18 protein-coding genes are annotated in these 15,891 nt (G+C 40.1%); all 18 read right to left on the reverse strand.

The window, feature by feature from the left end; genetic code table 11:
- Window positions 1–11: 11 nt before the first annotated feature.
- A complete protein-coding gene (gene sufU, locus BRLA_RS20050; RefSeq protein WP_003334569.1) occupies window positions 12–449 on the reverse strand; it encodes a Fe-S cluster assembly sulfur transfer protein SufU in 438 nt (145 codons plus the stop codon).
- The gene (locus tag BRLA_RS20055) at window positions 436–1,662 is read right to left on the reverse strand and encodes a cysteine desulfurase (RefSeq protein ID WP_003334568.1); all 1,227 of its coding nucleotides are present in this window, start codon (window positions 1,660–1,662) and stop codon (window positions 436–438) included. Before BRLA_RS20055 ends, sufU begins: the two co-directional genes overlap by 14 nt.
- Window positions 1,659–2,960 (reverse strand): Fe-S cluster assembly protein SufD, encoded by a 1,302-nt coding sequence (sufD, locus tag BRLA_RS20060; protein WP_003334567.1) that lies wholly within the window; start codon window positions 2,958–2,960, stop codon window positions 1,659–1,661. The genes BRLA_RS20055 and sufD overlap by 4 nt, the downstream gene beginning before the upstream one ends.
- Before the next feature lie 24 nt (window positions 2,961–2,984).
- Complete coding sequence (gene sufC, locus BRLA_RS20065) at window positions 2,985–3,767, reverse strand: Fe-S cluster assembly ATPase SufC (protein WP_003340935.1); 783 nt, start codon at window positions 3,765–3,767, stop codon at window positions 2,985–2,987.
- A gap of 359 nt (window positions 3,768–4,126) precedes the next feature.
- Window positions 4,127–4,723, reverse strand: coding sequence for a DUF1802 family protein (locus tag BRLA_RS20070; RefSeq protein ID WP_003334564.1), 597 nt, complete (start codon window positions 4,721–4,723; stop codon window positions 4,127–4,129).
- 248 nt (window positions 4,724–4,971) lie between these two features.
- The gene (gene pckA, locus BRLA_RS20075; protein ID WP_003334563.1) at window positions 4,972–6,549 is read right to left on the reverse strand and encodes a phosphoenolpyruvate carboxykinase (ATP); all 1,578 of its coding nucleotides are present in this window, start codon (window positions 6,547–6,549) and stop codon (window positions 4,972–4,974) included.
- A 276-nt stretch (window positions 6,550–6,825) separates the two neighbouring features.
- Window positions 6,826–7,194 carry an SCP2 sterol-binding domain-containing protein gene (locus BRLA_RS20080; protein WP_119912730.1) on the reverse strand — a complete coding sequence of 123 codons (369 nt, stop codon included), beginning with the start codon at window positions 7,192–7,194 and terminating at the stop codon, window positions 6,826–6,828.
- A gap of 416 nt (window positions 7,195–7,610) precedes the next feature.
- A complete protein-coding gene (locus BRLA_RS20085) occupies window positions 7,611–8,012 on the reverse strand; it encodes a VOC family protein (RefSeq protein WP_003334561.1) in 402 nt (133 codons plus the stop codon).
- Window positions 8,013–8,069: 57 nt separating this feature from the next.
- Window positions 8,070–8,501 (reverse strand): hypothetical protein, encoded by a 432-nt coding sequence (locus BRLA_RS20090; protein WP_003334560.1) that lies wholly within the window; start codon window positions 8,499–8,501, stop codon window positions 8,070–8,072.
- A 227-nt stretch (window positions 8,502–8,728) separates the two neighbouring features.
- Window positions 8,729–10,120 (reverse strand): HAMP domain-containing sensor histidine kinase, encoded by a 1,392-nt coding sequence (locus tag BRLA_RS20095; RefSeq protein WP_003334558.1) that lies wholly within the window; start codon window positions 10,118–10,120, stop codon window positions 8,729–8,731.
- 3 nt (window positions 10,121–10,123) lie between these two features.
- Complete coding sequence (locus BRLA_RS20100) at window positions 10,124–10,819, reverse strand: response regulator transcription factor (RefSeq protein WP_003334557.1); 696 nt, start codon at window positions 10,817–10,819, stop codon at window positions 10,124–10,126.
- A 49-nt stretch (window positions 10,820–10,868) separates the two neighbouring features.
- Window positions 10,869–12,224, reverse strand: coding sequence for a hypothetical protein (locus tag BRLA_RS20105; RefSeq protein WP_003334556.1), 1,356 nt, complete (start codon window positions 12,222–12,224; stop codon window positions 10,869–10,871).
- A gap of 150 nt (window positions 12,225–12,374) precedes the next feature.
- Window positions 12,375–12,755 carry a glycine cleavage system protein GcvH gene (gcvH, locus tag BRLA_RS20110; RefSeq protein ID WP_003334555.1) on the reverse strand — a complete coding sequence of 127 codons (381 nt, stop codon included), beginning with the start codon at window positions 12,753–12,755 and terminating at the stop codon, window positions 12,375–12,377.
- A 151-nt stretch (window positions 12,756–12,906) separates the two neighbouring features.
- On the reverse strand, window positions 12,907–13,359 hold the full coding sequence (locus BRLA_RS20115) for a redoxin domain-containing protein (protein WP_003334554.1): 453 nt from the start codon (window positions 13,357–13,359) through the stop codon (window positions 12,907–12,909).
- A 90-nt stretch (window positions 13,360–13,449) separates the two neighbouring features.
- Window positions 13,450–13,995 carry a peroxiredoxin gene (locus BRLA_RS20120; RefSeq protein ID WP_003334553.1) on the reverse strand — a complete coding sequence of 182 codons (546 nt, stop codon included), beginning with the start codon at window positions 13,993–13,995 and terminating at the stop codon, window positions 13,450–13,452.
- A gap of 203 nt (window positions 13,996–14,198) precedes the next feature.
- Window positions 14,199–14,570, reverse strand: coding sequence for an arsenate reductase family protein (locus BRLA_RS20125; protein ID WP_003334552.1), 372 nt, complete (start codon window positions 14,568–14,570; stop codon window positions 14,199–14,201).
- A gap of 281 nt (window positions 14,571–14,851) precedes the next feature.
- A complete protein-coding gene (locus tag BRLA_RS20130) occupies window positions 14,852–15,091 on the reverse strand; it encodes a recombinase zinc ribbon domain-containing protein (RefSeq protein WP_003334551.1) in 240 nt (79 codons plus the stop codon).
- Between the two features lie 523 nt (window positions 15,092–15,614).
- A complete protein-coding gene (locus BRLA_RS20135; RefSeq protein WP_003334550.1) occupies window positions 15,615–15,884 on the reverse strand; it encodes a DUF2569 family protein in 270 nt (89 codons plus the stop codon).
- Window positions 15,885–15,891 lie beyond the last annotated feature (7 nt).

A 15,891-nucleotide genomic window follows, 5' to 3' on the forward strand; every position in this document is an offset into this window, starting at 1 on the left:
TGGAGGGTATATTACTTCACGTCCGTCTGGTTAATACCTTGCTCCAATGCCTTCCAGGCGAGCGTTGCACATTTAATGCGCGCTGGAAACTTGCAGACACCTTGCAGAGCTTCAATATCGCCTAAATCAATATTGTCATCCGGCTCTTTTCCCTGCATCATATCAGAGAAAATTTGAATCAAGCGCAACGCTTCCTCTTCGGTTTTTCCTTTTACAGCTTCCGTCATCATAGAAGCAGAGGACATAGAAATGGAGCATCCTTCCCCGAGAAATTTTGCGTCCATAACTATACCGTTCTCTACTTGCAGCGATAACGAAATACTGTCTCCACAGGTTGGATTATTTAGATTGATCACCAATCCATTTTCATCCTCTAGCTTTCCTTTATTCCGTGGTTTTTGATAATGATCCATTATGACACGTCTATAGAGATCATCAAGAGAAGACATTTCCAAAATACTCCTTCGCTTTTTTCAACCCAGCGATTAAGGCATCCACATCCTCTTCTGTGTTATACAGATAGAAGCTGGCACGAGCAGTAGCGGTAGCTTTCAACCATCTCATCAACGGCTGTGCACAATGATGGCCTGCACGTACAGCAATACCTTCTGCATCTAAAACCGTTGCCAAATCATGCGGATGAACGTCCGCCAGGTTAAAAGTAATTAGACTGCTTCTATGTTCGATAGGACCGTAAATCGTAAGTCCATCCAATTCTTTCATGCGTTCCATTGCATAGCTAATCAGTTTCTTTTCATGTGCTTCAATTTCATCCATGCCCAGATCATTTAGGAAATCAATCGCCGCCCCAAGTCCGATGGCCCCAGCGATAATCGGCGTTCCCCCTTCAAATTTCCAAGGGAGCTCCTTCCATGTAGAATCCTGTTCATATACAAAATCGATCATTTCGCCACCAAATTCAACTGGCTCCATTTTTTCCAAGAGTGCACGTTTTCCATACAAGACGCCGATTCCTGTAGGCCCGCACATCTTATGACTGGAAAAGACATAGAAATCACAGTCCAGGTCCTGTACATCGACTTTTTTATGTGGAGCGCTTTGGGCACCATCCACAACCAAAATAGCGCCATTTTCATGTGCAATTTTAGCAATTCCCTTGATGGGAGTTGTATCACCTAGAACGTTAGAGATGTGATGGATTGCGACCACTTTGGTTTGTGGTGTGATTGTTGCTTTCACTGCCTCAAGGGTAATCGTTCCATCTTCAGCTAACGGGATGAACTTGAAAGTTGCTCCAGTTGCCTTAGCTGCTTGTTGCCAAGGAATAAAATTGCTGTGATGCTCAACTAGCGTGGTTACAATCTCATCGCCTTCAGTAAGGAACGTGCGAGCATACCCGATTGCAATGGTATTTAATGCGGTAGTCGTCCCGCGCGTGAAGATTACTTCAGCCGTTTCTTTGGCATTGATGAACGCACGTACCTTTTCACGTGCGCCTTCATAAGCGTCCGTCGCGTACGTACCAAGCGTATGGACGCCGCGATGAACGTTAGAGTTATAGCTGCGATAATATTTATCTACCGCTTCAAGAACTTGAATCGGCTTTTGAGAAGTAGCGGCGCTATCCAAATACACCAATGGATGCCCATTTACTTCTTGATGTAAGATAGGAAACAATTTACGGACTTCATGTGCGTTCATCGTCCTAACTTCCTTTCCAATGCTTGGCGTAGCTTGCTTTTCACTCCTTCAATCGGAATCTCGGCAACCACTGGGTCCAAGAATCCAATAATGACAAGACGTTCAGCCTCTTTTCGTTCAATACCGCGAGACATTAGATAGTACAAGCTTTCTTCGCTCACGCGACCAACAGAAGCAGCGTGACCAGCTTTTACATCGTCTTCATCAATCAAAAGGATTGGGTTTGCATCACCACGAGCTTTTTCAGATAGCATCAAAATGTTTTCTGCTTGCACACCGTTTGCTTTTTCTGCGCCTTTTTCAATCTTGGTAATTCCGTTTAGGATGGCAACCGCTTCATCTGTCATTACTGCTTTACTCAACATATTGGATTCAGTATGCGTTCCGATATGCTGCACTTGAGAAGTCAGATTTTGACGTTGTTTAGCTGTTCCTACAGTGATGGATTTGGTATCAGCATTTCCGCCTTTACCTTCTAAAATGGAGGTATTGTTCGCTACTGTGTTACCATCGTTCATCTCGCCCAAAATCCATTCCATATTAGCATCCTGGCCGATCAAGGCACGTCGGTATACATAATCGTGAACCTCAGTAGAGAAGGAACGAACAGACGCTACTTGTACGTGTGCGTTAGCGCCTAGGTGTACTTCTACAACGCTATTTGCTACCATATTGGTTCCCTCTGCAGATACAAAAGAATCTACATAAGTTACACGGGCATTAGCTTCTGCTACGATAACAACATGAGGTGCTAGTAGGGATTCCTCGCCTGCTACTTCATAAATAGCTTGCAATGGCATTTTCACTTCTACGTTTTTTGGAACGTACAGGAATACCCCGCCATTTGCCACTGCTGCATGCAAAGCAGCTACACGGTGCTCGTCTTCTTTGACAATTGAATAGATATATTGTTTCACAAGTTCACCATGTTCACGAAGCGCTGTAGCAAGGTCAGTAAAAATAACGCCTTGGCTTTTCAACTCTTCATCCACCTTATGGTAGACTACAGACGCATTTTTCTGTACGAGCAGGCTGGTTATGTCTTTATCATCCAGTTGTTCTTTTACGACTTCATCCAATTGTTCGATGTTGTCTACACGCGCTTCTAGTTGGAACGGGTGAAATTGATCGAAGTTCCATTTATCAATCTTGGTTTTCTCCAACACAGGGAGAGATAGCGTCTGTGCTTGTTCGAATGCAGCTAGACGCTTTTCTAAAAACCAGGTTGGTTCTTGATTCGCTTGGGAAAATTGCTTAATCGCTTCTTTACCAAAGCGAAGTTGTGTTTCTGTACTCATGATAGTCTCGACCTCCTTCGCCTCTTATTCTGCGTTAACGGTCTCGTCTTCGATACCGAGCTCAGCTTTAATCCAATCATAACCTTCTGCTTCTAGACGTTCTGCCAATTCAGGGCCACCTGATTTTACGATACGGCCTTGCATCATAACATGTACGAAATCAGGCTTCACATAGTCTAGTAGACGTTGATAGTGAGTAATGATTAAGAAACCGCGATCCTCAGCGCGCATCTCATTAACACCTTTTGCTACGATTTTAAGAGCATCGATATCTAAACCAGAGTCGATCTCATCTAAAATACAGAGACTAGGCTGAAGCAACATCATTTGTAGAATTTCATTACGTTTTTTCTCCCCGCCAGAGAAACCTTCATTTAGGTAGCGATGAGCAAACGCTTCGTCCATTTCTAATGTACTCATTTTGCTATCCATCTCACGGATGAATTTCATTAAGGAAATTTCATTTCCTTCGCCACGAGTAGCATTCATAGCAGAACGCAAGAAATCGGAGTTCGTTACACCTGTGATTTCAGATGGATATTGCATAGCTAGAAACAGACCTGCACGAGCACGTTCGTCTACAGCCATGTCCAATAGATCTTCACCATCTAGGATAACTTCACCATCAGTTACTTCATATTTAGGATGTCCCATTAGCGTAGATGCCAATGTAGATTTACCTGTTCCGTTTGGTCCCATGATCGCGTGGATTTCCCCACCTTTGATCTCTAGGTTCAAGCCTTTAAGGATTTCCTTCTCCTCAATCTTTGCGCGTAAATTCTTAATCTGTAGATGTACAGCAGCCATCTTGCATTCCTCCATATATTATGATCAAACAGTCTTCACGATGTTGTAGACAAGCACTATACTATCCTATCGAAAAACCTGTGCATTCTCAATCCATTCTCAATACATTTTATAATAATAATTCTAAGAAAGCAAGGAAAGAACTATTGCCATATTTATAAAACATGAATGTTTCTTAAATCAGGATAAGCCTATTATAAAGCGGTAAAATCCCTTGTATAAACATGGTGTTTTTTCCATTTGCAACGGACTATTTTTAACTGTTGATCCATTTTTTACATAACTGTTTTCTCATAAGACGAAAAGAGCCCACTACTAGCATAGTGGGATTTTCCTCATGTTACAGCCAAAGAGAGAGGCTACTCTTCCTTCGTTAGTACATCCATAATGACTTGGCGGGTACGTGCATATTCCTCATCGCTTAGTACTGGTGTATAACCATTTTGCGGAAGGCTGGACAAAAGGTTATGCCAAGATTTACAGCCTTTATATTCTTCAGCAATCTCGATCGTCACTGGCTTGTCTAATTTATAAACGCGAGCAAATAGAATATGCAATGGTTTCTTCTTTTTCCAGTGCAGACGAACATCAGCAAAGTCGTCCGTCCAAATATGGTAAGGGTTCAATGCACGAATTTTTGCTTCATCTAAAATTTCTATATCATCTGTAATATGAGCAAAGTATTCGATATCTACAGTTGGTTTATCAAGGCTCCAGCCTACAAGAGTTGCTTCCAGATCAGCTTGATTCTCAGGTTTGATCATCTCTGCTTTTTGGTGCTCATAGGTTGGGTACAAATAAAATGTATCGTTTTCTAGCTTAAAATCTCTTGTTTCTTCATATAAACCGCCTTTACGGACAGTAATAATTTGTTTTCCTTCCCCTAATGCTTTAATCGCTACAGCCCACTCTTTTAAAGAAAGTGTGGATTCCGGTTGTTTTTTATCGTTACTCATGTGCAGTTGCCCCTTCCCTTTTACATAATCCATCCTCTTTTGCTACTTACCTTTATCTTTTATATCTAGGTGTACGTATCCATTGATGCAGACTTGAGAAATTTTCTCTATTAGCCACTCCCCACAGTGTAGCAGAATTCCCTAACCTAGCAAAGTTTACGAGTTTGATTTGTCATGGACTCGACACAAAAACCAGATAACAAACAAAAAAACCCGGGGAAATACCCGGGTCTTCTACTACGTTCTCTTTATTTAACGACAGGACCAGCCTGTGAAATATCAGTTGCTTTCGGGAACTTTTTAGCAAAGTTAGCCTGGAACAGCTTAGCTAATTCATTTGCCTGCTGATCATAGGCATCCTTATCTGTCCATGTTTGACGTGGTTGTAGCACTTCACTAGGTACACCTGGGCAAGTAGTTGGCACTTGTACTCCAAACACAGGATCAGTAGCGTATTCTACCTTTTCCAATTCTCCATGAAGAGCAGCCGTTACCATTGCACGCGTAAATGCCAATTTCATCCGGCTTCCAACTCCCACAGGTCCACCTGTCCAGCCCGTATTCACCAAATATACAAGCGCATTAGACTCATCAATCTTTTTCCCTAGCATTTCTGCATAAACGATAGGACGCAATGGTAAGAAAGGAGAGCCAAAGCATGTGGAGAATTCACTTAGAGGCCGGGTTACACCTCGTTCTGTTCCAGCCATTTTACTCGTATAGCCAGATAAGAAATGATACATTGCCTGTTCCTTGTTTAATTTAGAGATTGGAGGAATTACCCCAAACGAATCTGCTGTTAGGAAAAGAATCACATTTGGATGGCCGCCCACACCAGGTATGACGGCTCCTGGAATCGATTCTACAGGATAAGCCGCACGTGTATTTTCTGTGTAGCGATCATCATCATAATTAGCCATACCACTAGCATGATCGACCACTACATTTTCTAGCACGGCACCAAAATTGATTGCATTCCAGATTTGTGGCTCCCCTTGTTCAGAAAGACGAATGCATTTTGCGTAGCATCCTCCTTCTATATTAAAGACTCCTTGATCAGACCATCCATGTTCATCATCGCCAATCAAACGGCGGTCTGAATCAGCAGATAGAGTGGTTTTCCCTGTGCCTGACAAGCCAAAGAATAAAGCCACATCTCCGTCACGGCCAACATTAGCTGAACAATGCATAGATAACACATTGCGTTCAGGTAACAGCATATTCATCACGCTGAAAATGGATTTCTTCATTTCACCGGCATATTCTGTTCCGCCTATTAAAACTACCTTCTGTTCAAAACTAATAATAATGAATGTATCAGAATTGGTTCCATGAACCTCCGGATTTGCTTTGAAGTTCGGAACATAAATAACTGTAAAATCGGCTTGAAGCCCTTTTAATTCTTCCACTGTTGGACGGATAAACAATTGATGAGCAAACAGATTATGCCAAGCAAATTCACTTACTACACGAATGGGTAAACGAAAGCTACGATCCGCTCCAGCAAATCCGTCAAAAACATAAAGCTCTTTGTTTTCTAGGTAAGCTAGAACTTCCGCATGTAATTGCTCAAATTTTTCGATTTGAATGGGTTTGTTATTGGCCCAATCAATTTTGTCATGGACAGAGGGTTCATCGACTATGAATTTATCTTTCGGAGAGCGCCCTGTGAATTTGCCAGTTAGCGCGTTTAAAGCGCCTTTATCTGTCAGAACTCCTTCGCCACGTTTAACTGCTTCTTCAATCAACTTGGGTACAGCCAAATTATAATGAGCATTGGCACCAGCAAGAACTTCTGATAGACGCTTAACCGTTTTGGCTTCCATGTAAATGTATCTCCTTCCCCAACCGTAAAAAATGTGGGCTATATCATGATTTATTTTGTAATTAGTATATCACATTAGATCAATTAAGCTACAAGATTTTGCGTTTTTTTTGAAAAAGATGTGAATAACTAGAGACGATTCATTGAAATCTAGGTATGAGCCTAGTAAATGGATTCTATCTTCCGTTTCATCAGCAAAAACAAACAGCCCCTTTTTAAAAAGTGGCAGGGATAATTTATATACTATTGATATCTACGAGTAAATGCAATATTAAAACTAGGCTAACTTTTTCTCATTCTCCAAAGATAATCGCAGCAGGGAATCTAATTTTAATTGATCTCGGACGTGTCCTCTCATCTCGATGTTTTCTTTAGCATAGCGATAGGAGAGCTCATCACCGGTCAAAAGCATCTGTAAGCGTTGGACATCCCCTTTTACAACAACCTCCGCCTTATGCCCCTTATTCCACTCCGTTACGATTATTTCTCCATTAGAAAAGACTAAACAGCTATCAAGTGTTCCATCTTCTAATTTAAAACCAACATGGCGATTCCAATCCTTCATCAAACTTTGTAGGTATCTTTTTCGTTCCAAGCGTTTTTGCACTTCAAACAATATTGCTCTTAATTGAGAAGCCACTGTCATCCCTCCGCTCACATCACGATCCATTCACTACCTACATATTCGTAAATTTGTGAGTCGAAACCTTTGGCGAGGAATTGGAGCCTTTGTCGTTCGCTGTCTACCGCAGACAGTTTTTATCGTCATATTTCTACGTTCTTTATCACGGAATAAATATCACGAAAAAATTTGGTAAGATCATTTGTTGAATATGCGGAAACTGATTTAACTTTTTAAAAAAATATTAAAAATTGATTGAATTTTTCCGAAAAATAATGCATAATAGGTAATAATTAGTAGATAGGTAAATTACCTACTACTCACCCATTAGTACCCCCTTTTTCATTATAAACTCCTTTCTTGTCTGCCTTTTCCAATTGAAGGCAGACCTTTTTTTTGTAGAAGTTTATCAAATGTACACAAAGAAAAAAGACGCCTTCTTAGGCGTCATCCGTTTCATCCTCTTCATCCTTGTCCAAACGTATCTCCAAGTGGTGACCGTCTGGCGTTTCAAAATAAAGATTATAACTTCCTGGGCGTTCAATCGGCCCACGGTAACATATATTTTCCGCTTCCAACTTATCAACAAGATAGTCTAATTCATCACGTGTTGCCACTGCAAAAGCAATGTGATCCACGTGACCGGAATTTATATTTAGCTCTTTGGTAGTTGGATGTAGACCAATTCGTGTATAAGGCCCAATGTTGAAATAAACTGGCTCATCTTCTCCCGATTGATCAAGAGAAATCGGTACTTCTAAAATCTCTTGAAAAAATTGAGCTACGCCCATCACATTGCGACAGCTAAGAGCAATATGATGAACACCTTGAAGTTGAAGCATCGAATACAATCCTCCTAAACGGCTGACCTCCATCAACTGTTCACTGGTTAGCCCCTATTAAAAGGCTTTTTTTGTCTTTCGCTCATTGGCGTGATGTTGTCGTAACCGATGGCTTAAATTTGTTAATCTGTTTGTTAAAGCTTCTCGCCATTCCAAATCGTTCATTTGTTTGGCTATACCTAGCAAATCAAGGGCGATGTCAATTTGTCGTTTCAGACTCTCATCATAAGAACCTTGATCTGTCATTGAACAGTTCTCAAACAGCTCGGACAGCTTATCCAAATCTACAAACTCTGCGAAATCCACTTCTGCAGCGTGATCTCCCTGAGCATATTCAACAAGAATTTCATACTCACCTTCAACGGTCGGATGAACTCTCGTACGATTACAAACCGGACAATACATGATTGGTACATTGTGCACCAGAATTTCCACGTGACGAAGTGTTCCAAAAGAGCCAATCATCCCTGCTCCACAGCAAAAACCCATAAGCTCTCCCTTCCATGTACATGTGGTCGAACTCTTATTTGTTTTTATCTGAACAGACACACAAGTACAAAATCGTTATTGTCCCTTGATTGTATCTTACAAGCTTCCGATATGCTAGGTTTAAAATGCTACCAGTTTCACCAATGATAATTCTACCAATCCCGTATTTGATTATAGCCGTTTCTGATGATTTTTCAATGAAATCCTGATATTCATCTTCACTCTTCTTATTGTTCATATATAGGTAAACAGACCTGAATCGTTGTACCTACGCCAACTTTGCTCGTTACATGAAGTGTGCCCTGATGTAATTTTACAATTTCTAAACACAGCGATAATCCGATGCCGCTACCTGATTGCTTATGCTTACCTTTATAAAATTTATCTGTAATTCTAGGCAATTCCTCTTCCGATATTCCGGCTCCCTGATCTATAACTTCTATAATAACTACCTGATCTTCTCGATAGCTACGAATTGTGATAGTAGTGTGCTCCTCACTAAACTTCATTGAATTATGAAGCAGATTTATGACCACTTGCTTTAAGCGATTCTCGTCTCCTAATACACGCAAGGGTTCATCTGGAGTTTCTGTCACCAAGTTAATCTCCTTTTGGAAGGCACGAGCAGAAAACTGCTGCTGGACATCCATTAAGAGCTGATTCACCTCTAGCTCTGTCTTATGAATCTCCATTCCTCCTGCCTGCAAGCGGGAAAAGTCTAGCAATTGTTCTACTAATCCAGTGAGTCGATCCGTTTCCTTCACAATGATCTGCATGGCTAGGCGTGTCTCTTCCTTGTCTTCCATGTCACCTGTCAGAACCACCTCAGACCAGCCTTTAATAGAGGTCAAGGGAGTTCGCAATTCATGGGAGACAGAAGAAATAAAGTCGTTCTTGATCTCCTCAGCCTTCTCTAATTCGCTCGCCATATAGTTAAAGGTTTCGGCCAACGTTCCAATCTCATCATCTGCTGCCTGCCTAGCCCGTTGACTAAAATCACCTTTTGCCATTGACTTAGCCGCACCCGTAAGCTCAACAATAGGGCTTATAATTCGCTTAGATAAAATCAAATTTAAGACTAGAGATAAAAGAACGAGACCAGTGCCAATGCTCCACACAAGCAGTGTAATCTGGTTCACAACCTTGTCGATCTCTTCAACAGAGGTCACATAACGCAGGACTCCTGCTGTTGAATTATAAAAGGTGAGTGGCTTAGATACTGCAAGAATATGTTCTCCTGTATCTTCACTTTTTCCCACCCAAATCCCTGTGTCACCTTTTAATGCATCCTGTACATCCTGTGTAAGTACACTTTTGCGTTTAGTGAAACCGTTAAAATCTAAAATCACATTACCATCTAAATCAATGACCTCTACATGTGCGAGATCATCCTGTGACGTATGCTCGAAAATATATTTTGCTTTACTTTGCAGATTATAATATTGAATGTATTTGTTATAAAAGTTCGTAGACACATTTATACGGCTAAGTAGCGCCTGTTCTGCACCACCATAATAAAAACTACGGACTCCTATAACAAACGAGCTTCCTAGTACTAGAATTACCATTAATACGACAAAGGTAAAATTCATGACTAGACGTTTTTTTATTCCATACATATTTTACGTTCCTTCTTTCCACTGATAACCAAATCCCCAGACTGTCTCCAAATATTTCGGTTTCGAGGGATCATCCTCGATTTTCTGGCGGATGCGTCTAACGTTAACATCTACTACCTTTAAATCCCCAATGTAATGTTTTCCCCAAACTTCATTTAGGATGTCATCGCGACTGACTGCACGATCCTTTTGTTCCATTAATAAGTGGATAATTGCAAATTCCTTGGGCGTGCAATCTATTTCTTGCCCATTTTTGATCATTTTTCGATCCGCCAATCGCAGGGTAAATGGGCCAGAAGTAATCAATTCACCTGGTTTTACAGTGGAAGGTATCGTTTCTACCCGTCGTTTCAACGAATTCATTCGGGCAATCAGTTCAGCGGCACTAAAGGGCTTTGTAATGTAATCGTCTGCTCCTAAGTTTAATCCTTCGATCTTATTTACTTCTTGAGCTTTAGCAGTAAGCATAATAATCCCCAATTGCGGGTACATCTTCCGTAATTCCTGACAAACCTCCAGACCACTGATGCCCGGAAGCATTACATCTAATACAGCTATAGCGATATCTGGCTCCTTCTTAGCAATTTCCAACGCCTTTTCGCCTGTCTGTGCCTCTAATACTTCAAACCCATTTCGTTTAAATTGAATGCGGACAAATCCTCGGATGGATTCCTCATCTTCTAGCAATAGTACTTTCATCTCTCCCCTTGCTCCTTTCTGCCTTGTACCTAGATGCCCTGCTATTCACCTATATTTTTCGAAATATCTCTTGGATCTGCTGCAAATTAAATAGCATTTTTCGATAAACAGATTGTTCCTTTGCTGGAACACTGCTCATATTAGTCGGGAATCGAGCAATAAAGATGTTTTCACCATTTTCATCTATAACGCTATACTCTTTTCTTTGTTGTTTTAACTCCTTCTCTTTACTCGCCCACTCTGTTTTTTTAATCGGATCAATGGTAAACAACTCGGCTGATGGCTTTCCCTGAGAATCTAGGTATAAAAAGGTGATCGCTCCTGCTTCCTTTGTAGTGACCAGCCTGATCGTATAATGTCCGAACCAGTAGTTTGGTATATTTATTTGAAATCCATTGCTATCGTCATCATAGGATTCTTTTACTTTGATCAGGCTTTTTTGACCGTTCCATTGGTACCACTCTGTAATCCAAGGCGTATCAACCATGGACAAATCTTCTGCTCCCACCGGCTGTACTAATGTCGAGATTTCGATAATTCCGTCATTATTAATATCCTTACTAAAAGTAGAATAAGGCTTATACATTACGTTATCATAATTCGACAGGTCTACCTGTGTTAGCTTTCCCTTGTTACTGACCAAAAGTGCCGTTTGCCCTGAATGGGCACCGATACCCGAATCTAAAAATATACCATTTTGCTCTTTAGATGCCTTGCCTAATAAAATATTTTCATATCCATTAATCGACCAATCTAATCCCAATTGCTGAATCATTTTCATTTTCGAAGTCGCTTTGTCATACTGGTACACTTCCGCAGGGGCTTTCATTTTGTCATGATCCAGTTTGAACACATAGGCCTTTGATACCCCTGTCTTGTCTAAATCCCCTACGATAGCTTCCTTGCAGGATGTTTTTAAAATTTGAATCATTTGTCCATCTATCCACTTGTATCCGCCAAACTCTTTGTCTACACCCTCACTTGCCATCCAGTTAACGAAAATCTCTTTTTCCTTATCTCCTGAAACATCCTCAAAGGCCACATAGTCTACATCCTGACCCGTCTCCTCGATCTGTCCAACCTTTTGCCAGCTATTCTCGGTTTTTTGCATCACAATAAATCCCACGTTATATTCACCTTGCTTATAAAAAGCTACAACTTCATTACTTCCATCGCCATTTAAGTCTTTTTCGATAATGGCTCCATTTTCATCAGAATTATTGCGTGGAATCATAAGCGAGCTTCCTTGCGGCAAATTAGCCAGTACTGCCTTTTTTACTTCTTCTTGATTTTTATTTAAGGTGGGAGCCTTCAATAATTCATTCGGGGAAGCAACAGGTGTACACCCTGCCAATAAGCCTACCAGCAGTACACCAGCACTCCACTGTTTCAAATTCATAATCATATGGTAGAAAACCTCCAACTAAACTACATACCTTTCCTTCATTATAAAAGAGTATCACTCTGTAATGTTTGCAAAAAGGTTACGAAAGCAAAAAAAGATCGGTTTCTGATAACCGATCTTTTTGTTCATAACGTTAGTAAGCGCTATTGATTATTCTTTTACCATTGCCTCGTATTTATCCGCATCCATAAGCTTATCCAACTCACTGGAATCAGACAACTCAACCACGATCATCCAAGCTTTGTCATAGGAAGATGTGTTTACCAATTCAGGCTCCTCTTCTAGAGCAGCGTTAATTTCTAATACTTTACCAGTAACTGGAGCATATAGTTCAGATACGGTTTTAACAGATTCTACACTACCGAATGGTTCATCACGTTGGATGGTAGAGCCTACTTCTGGCAATTCAACAAATACGATGTCACCTAGTTCGGACTGAGCGAAAGAAGTAATACCGATATAAGCCTTGTTGCCTTCTACACGTACCCATTCATGCTCTTCGCTGTAACGTAACTCTTTTGGAAATTCCATCTAACTTCCTCCTTTTTTCGTAGAACACTCGGATGTTTATCCAAGACTTCTGGTGACGGCAAAGCCGACATTGCTCCTCTTCTTTTGAAGTGTATGAGCAACGGGGGTCTTCTTAGAGTTTCCCCTCTACATAATTGGACATGTAAGGACCCTAATCCTCTTCAATACCCAAAATTCGATGCAAACGTTTTTTGACCATATTTAAGCCCTTTTCGCCTGCTTGGAAATGACGAAGTGCCATTGTCTCATCAAACAGATAGTAGGCAGGAACGTATTCGTTTTGGAACGCATCAGTTGTGGTCATTTCGTTATCAATCGCTACTGGATGAGTAAGCTCATATTGAGCGATGGTTTCTTTAATTTTCGCAATATCTGTATCAGCTTCGGAACGCGGCATATGAATACCAATAACTTTTAAGCCCTGATCTGCATATTTTTCACGCCACTCGTTAATTTGTGGTAGAGATTCTTTGCACATATAGCAACTAACGGACCAGAAATGTACAAGAACTGCTCTTTCGCCCTGCAAATCAGCCTTAGAAACTTGACCGTTTACCCATTCTGTGATGCCTGGAAAGTCTGGAAGTTCTTCACGTAAACGCATGGTTCATGCCTCCTTTAATATAGAAAAGGGCCTAACACTGTAAAGTTAGACCCTTTTGTTTGTGTACACGATACCCAACTAAGTCAGGAATTATCCTTTTAGATGAGCTTGGCCTGGACGCCAGTTAGCTGCGCAAAGTCCGCCGGATTGTAGAGCTTGAAGAACACGTAGAGTTTCGTCGTTAGAACGTCCTACGTTCATATCAGTTACTACTTGGTATTTAACAACGCCTTCGGGATCGATGATAAATAGACCACGGTAAGCTGCACCGGATTCTTCATCCAACACGCCGAAAGAACGAGCAACTGTTTTGTTGAAGTCAGCAGCAAGTGGGTAGTTCAAACCACCAAGACCATTTTGGTCGCGTGGAGTGTTGATCCAAGCTTTGTGAGAGTGTACAGAGTCAACAGATACACCTAGTACCTCTGCATCCAAATCTTTGAAATCTTCATATGCGTCGCTCAAAGCGATAATTTCAGTTGGACATACAAAAGTGAAATCTAGTGGATAGAAGAACAATACCAACCATTTACCTTTATAGTCAGAAAGAGAAACGCGACCGAATTCTTTTCCGTCACCGGATACTGTTTCCATAGAAAAATCAGGAGCTTGAAGACCAATAATACGTTGTGCCATATATATTACCTCCTTAAGGAATAGTAAATGTTATTTACAAGAGTTATGATATCAAAATCAATAGATTATAGTCAATATTAATTTGTAATAATTTTTATTAAACAGTGGTTTTTGTTTGACAATGATCCTCAATCTCTATGTATGCTGCCCGATTGTAATGAAAATCGGTATGTGACTCTTCCCTTTTTAACTAGAAGATTGGGTTATTTGCCCCACATTTCTTCTAAGGTTTGTTCTTTAAAACCGAGTGTTGTCTTTGCCCCATTTGTGATAAGAGGTCGCTTAATTAGCTTACCATTGGACGCGAGCAGCTCTAGCATTTCATCCTCTGACATTGTTGGCAGCTTCTCCTTCAGGTTCAGCTCACGATAGAATTGGCCGCTAGTATTAAAAAATTTGCGAATATCCAACCCGCTATTTTGCCAGATTTGATGCAATTCCTCTTTCGATGGCGGAGTATCAACAATTGGGATTTCTGTATATGTAACCTCATTGGTATCCAGCCATTGTTTAGCTTTGCGACATGTGCCGCACTTTGCGTAACTATACAAACGAATATTTGGTGCGTTTGTCAAAACTCCTCACCTCTTCTATTACATTATGGAATAATACTTGTAAGGCTCCTAAATCCTCTAAATCTATAGCCTTCATTCTTTCAATTACATCTTTACCCTTGAGACATTTTTATCATGGTTTTCTGATCCAATGATTTGTCTCTTCGTTATAAAAATTTGTTCATCTCATGTTTAGATTTTATGCTTCAGCCCCAGTAATATTTCTGGACTTCCTTCATCATCAACTAAATCTATATTCATTACAACCTGAACCTGCTTCTTTTTTTAGCTGTTCTCTTTCCTTATTCAGCTTTCTCTAATTTCTCTTTATACGATCTAACCTCAATTTCGTTGTCAATAACATATTTTCCTTCTTTCATTTTTGTAAATTCTTCGAGTAAATCCTCATATATAGTTTTTTCAAGTTTCTCAGCATTTATTCCATTTTGAGTACACTTTCTATCACCATCGTTTTGAGTAGATGAGCATCTATAGTATCGAGACGTATATCTTTTCCCTCGCCATACCTCCACATTTTGCACAGAAGGATATTCCGGTTAGTGGATATTTGTCCTATTACTAACAGCCTGTTGTTTATTGCGTTTTTTCATTATTTCACTTGCTCGGTAACTCATTGGTGTATGTTTATCCTGTTTCATCATCTTTAGGTGAAAATATTCTTTTATCCATTGCCTGCAACACTTAGTTTATGTAGTCTAGTTTCCATTATGTCTATATGTTAAGAAAAAATTCAGTTGATACACTATAAAGTGGACGATATGAAAACTTGTAATCTTTTCTTCATAAAAGGAATACCTTCTAAAAGATAATCAATATGAATATTATACCATTTTTTATCCTCTTAATATAAAGTATCAGACCAGTGCTTACTTAACCACAAACCAAGTCAACAGAAAGAATTTATCAACATTATTTTAAATTATTCTTCGATGCTTTCTGAAACGATGATTTTGTACTATATAAACATATCAAAAACGCCCGAATTTGAGTTCGGACGCTTTTTACATAATGACTATTATCGGGACCCACATAAAGCCTTTTTGCTTAGTTGCTTTTTCTTAAACTCTTAGTTAATTTTGCTACTTGAAGGCAAGCAGCGATTGTTAGTAAAGATACAACTAAAGGTTTAATTGCTGTTTGATCGTTTAAAAACATGTACACATCAAACCCAATTAAGAAAACAAGAAACAGTACCTCTACGTATATATTTTTTGGGGTGTCGGTTTTTTTTCTGAAAAACATGATGCCTACTAGTAGCACAAACAACAGGATACCTACTGTGTTAACGATATTGAAAAATGAAACAATGCCCATTGTATCA

Origin of the sequence: Brevibacillus laterosporus LMG 15441 (assembly GCF_000219535.2) — a bacterium.
Taxonomy (GTDB): Bacteria; Bacillota; Bacilli; order Brevibacillales; family Brevibacillaceae; genus Brevibacillus_B; species Brevibacillus_B halotolerans.

Coding starts and splice junctions, on each gene's coding strand:
- BRLA_RS20070 (WP_003334564.1), bottom strand. CDS start 4,723: ATGAGTAACGATAAAAAACAACCGGAATCCACACTTTCTTTAAAAGAG.
- BRLA_RS20100 (WP_003334557.1), bottom strand. CDS start 10,819: ATGAAAGTACTATTGCTAGAAGATGAGGAATCCATCCGAGGATTTGTC.
- BRLA_RS20120 (WP_003334553.1), bottom strand. CDS start 13,995: ATGGCACAACGTATTATTGGTCTTCAAGCTCCTGATTTTTCTATGGAA.
- gcvH (WP_003334555.1), bottom strand. CDS start 12,755: ATGGAATTTCCAAAAGAGTTACGTTACAGCGAAGAGCATGAATGGGTA.
- pckA (WP_003334563.1), bottom strand. CDS start 6,549: ATGGAAGCCAAAACGGTTAAGCGTCTATCAGAAGTTCTTGCTGGTGCC.
- BRLA_RS20090 (WP_003334560.1), bottom strand. CDS start 8,501: ATGGGTTTTTGCTGTGGAGCAGGGATGATTGGCTCTTTTGGAACACTT.
- sufU (WP_003334569.1), bottom strand. CDS start 449: ATGTCTTCTCTTGATGATCTCTATAGACGTGTCATAATGGATCATTAT.
- sufD (WP_003334567.1), bottom strand. CDS start 2,960: ATGAGTACAGAAACACAACTTCGCTTTGGTAAAGAAGCGATTAAGCAA.
- sufC (WP_003340935.1), bottom strand. CDS start 3,767: ATGGCTGCTGTACATCTACAGATTAAGAATTTACGCGCAAAGATTGAG.
- BRLA_RS20095 (WP_003334558.1), bottom strand. CDS start 10,120: ATGTATGGAATAAAAAAACGTCTAGTCATGAATTTTACCTTTGTCGTA.
- BRLA_RS20080 (WP_119912730.1), bottom strand. CDS start 7,194: ATGACAGTGGCTTCTCAATTAAGAGCAATATTGTTTGAAGTGCAAAAA.
- BRLA_RS20115 (WP_003334554.1), bottom strand. CDS start 13,359: ATGCGTTTACGTGAAGAACTTCCAGACTTTCCAGGCATCACAGAATGG.
- BRLA_RS20105 (WP_003334556.1), bottom strand. CDS start 12,224: ATGATTATGAATTTGAAACAGTGGAGTGCTGGTGTACTGCTGGTAGGC.
- BRLA_RS20085 (WP_003334561.1), bottom strand. CDS start 8,012: ATGCTTCAACTTCAAGGTGTTCATCATATTGCTCTTAGCTGTCGCAAT.
- BRLA_RS20055 (WP_003334568.1), bottom strand. CDS start 1,662: ATGAACGCACATGAAGTCCGTAAATTGTTTCCTATCTTACATCAAGAA.
- BRLA_RS20135 (WP_003334550.1), bottom strand. CDS start 15,884: ATGGGCATTGTTTCATTTTTCAATATCGTTAACACAGTAGGTATCCTG.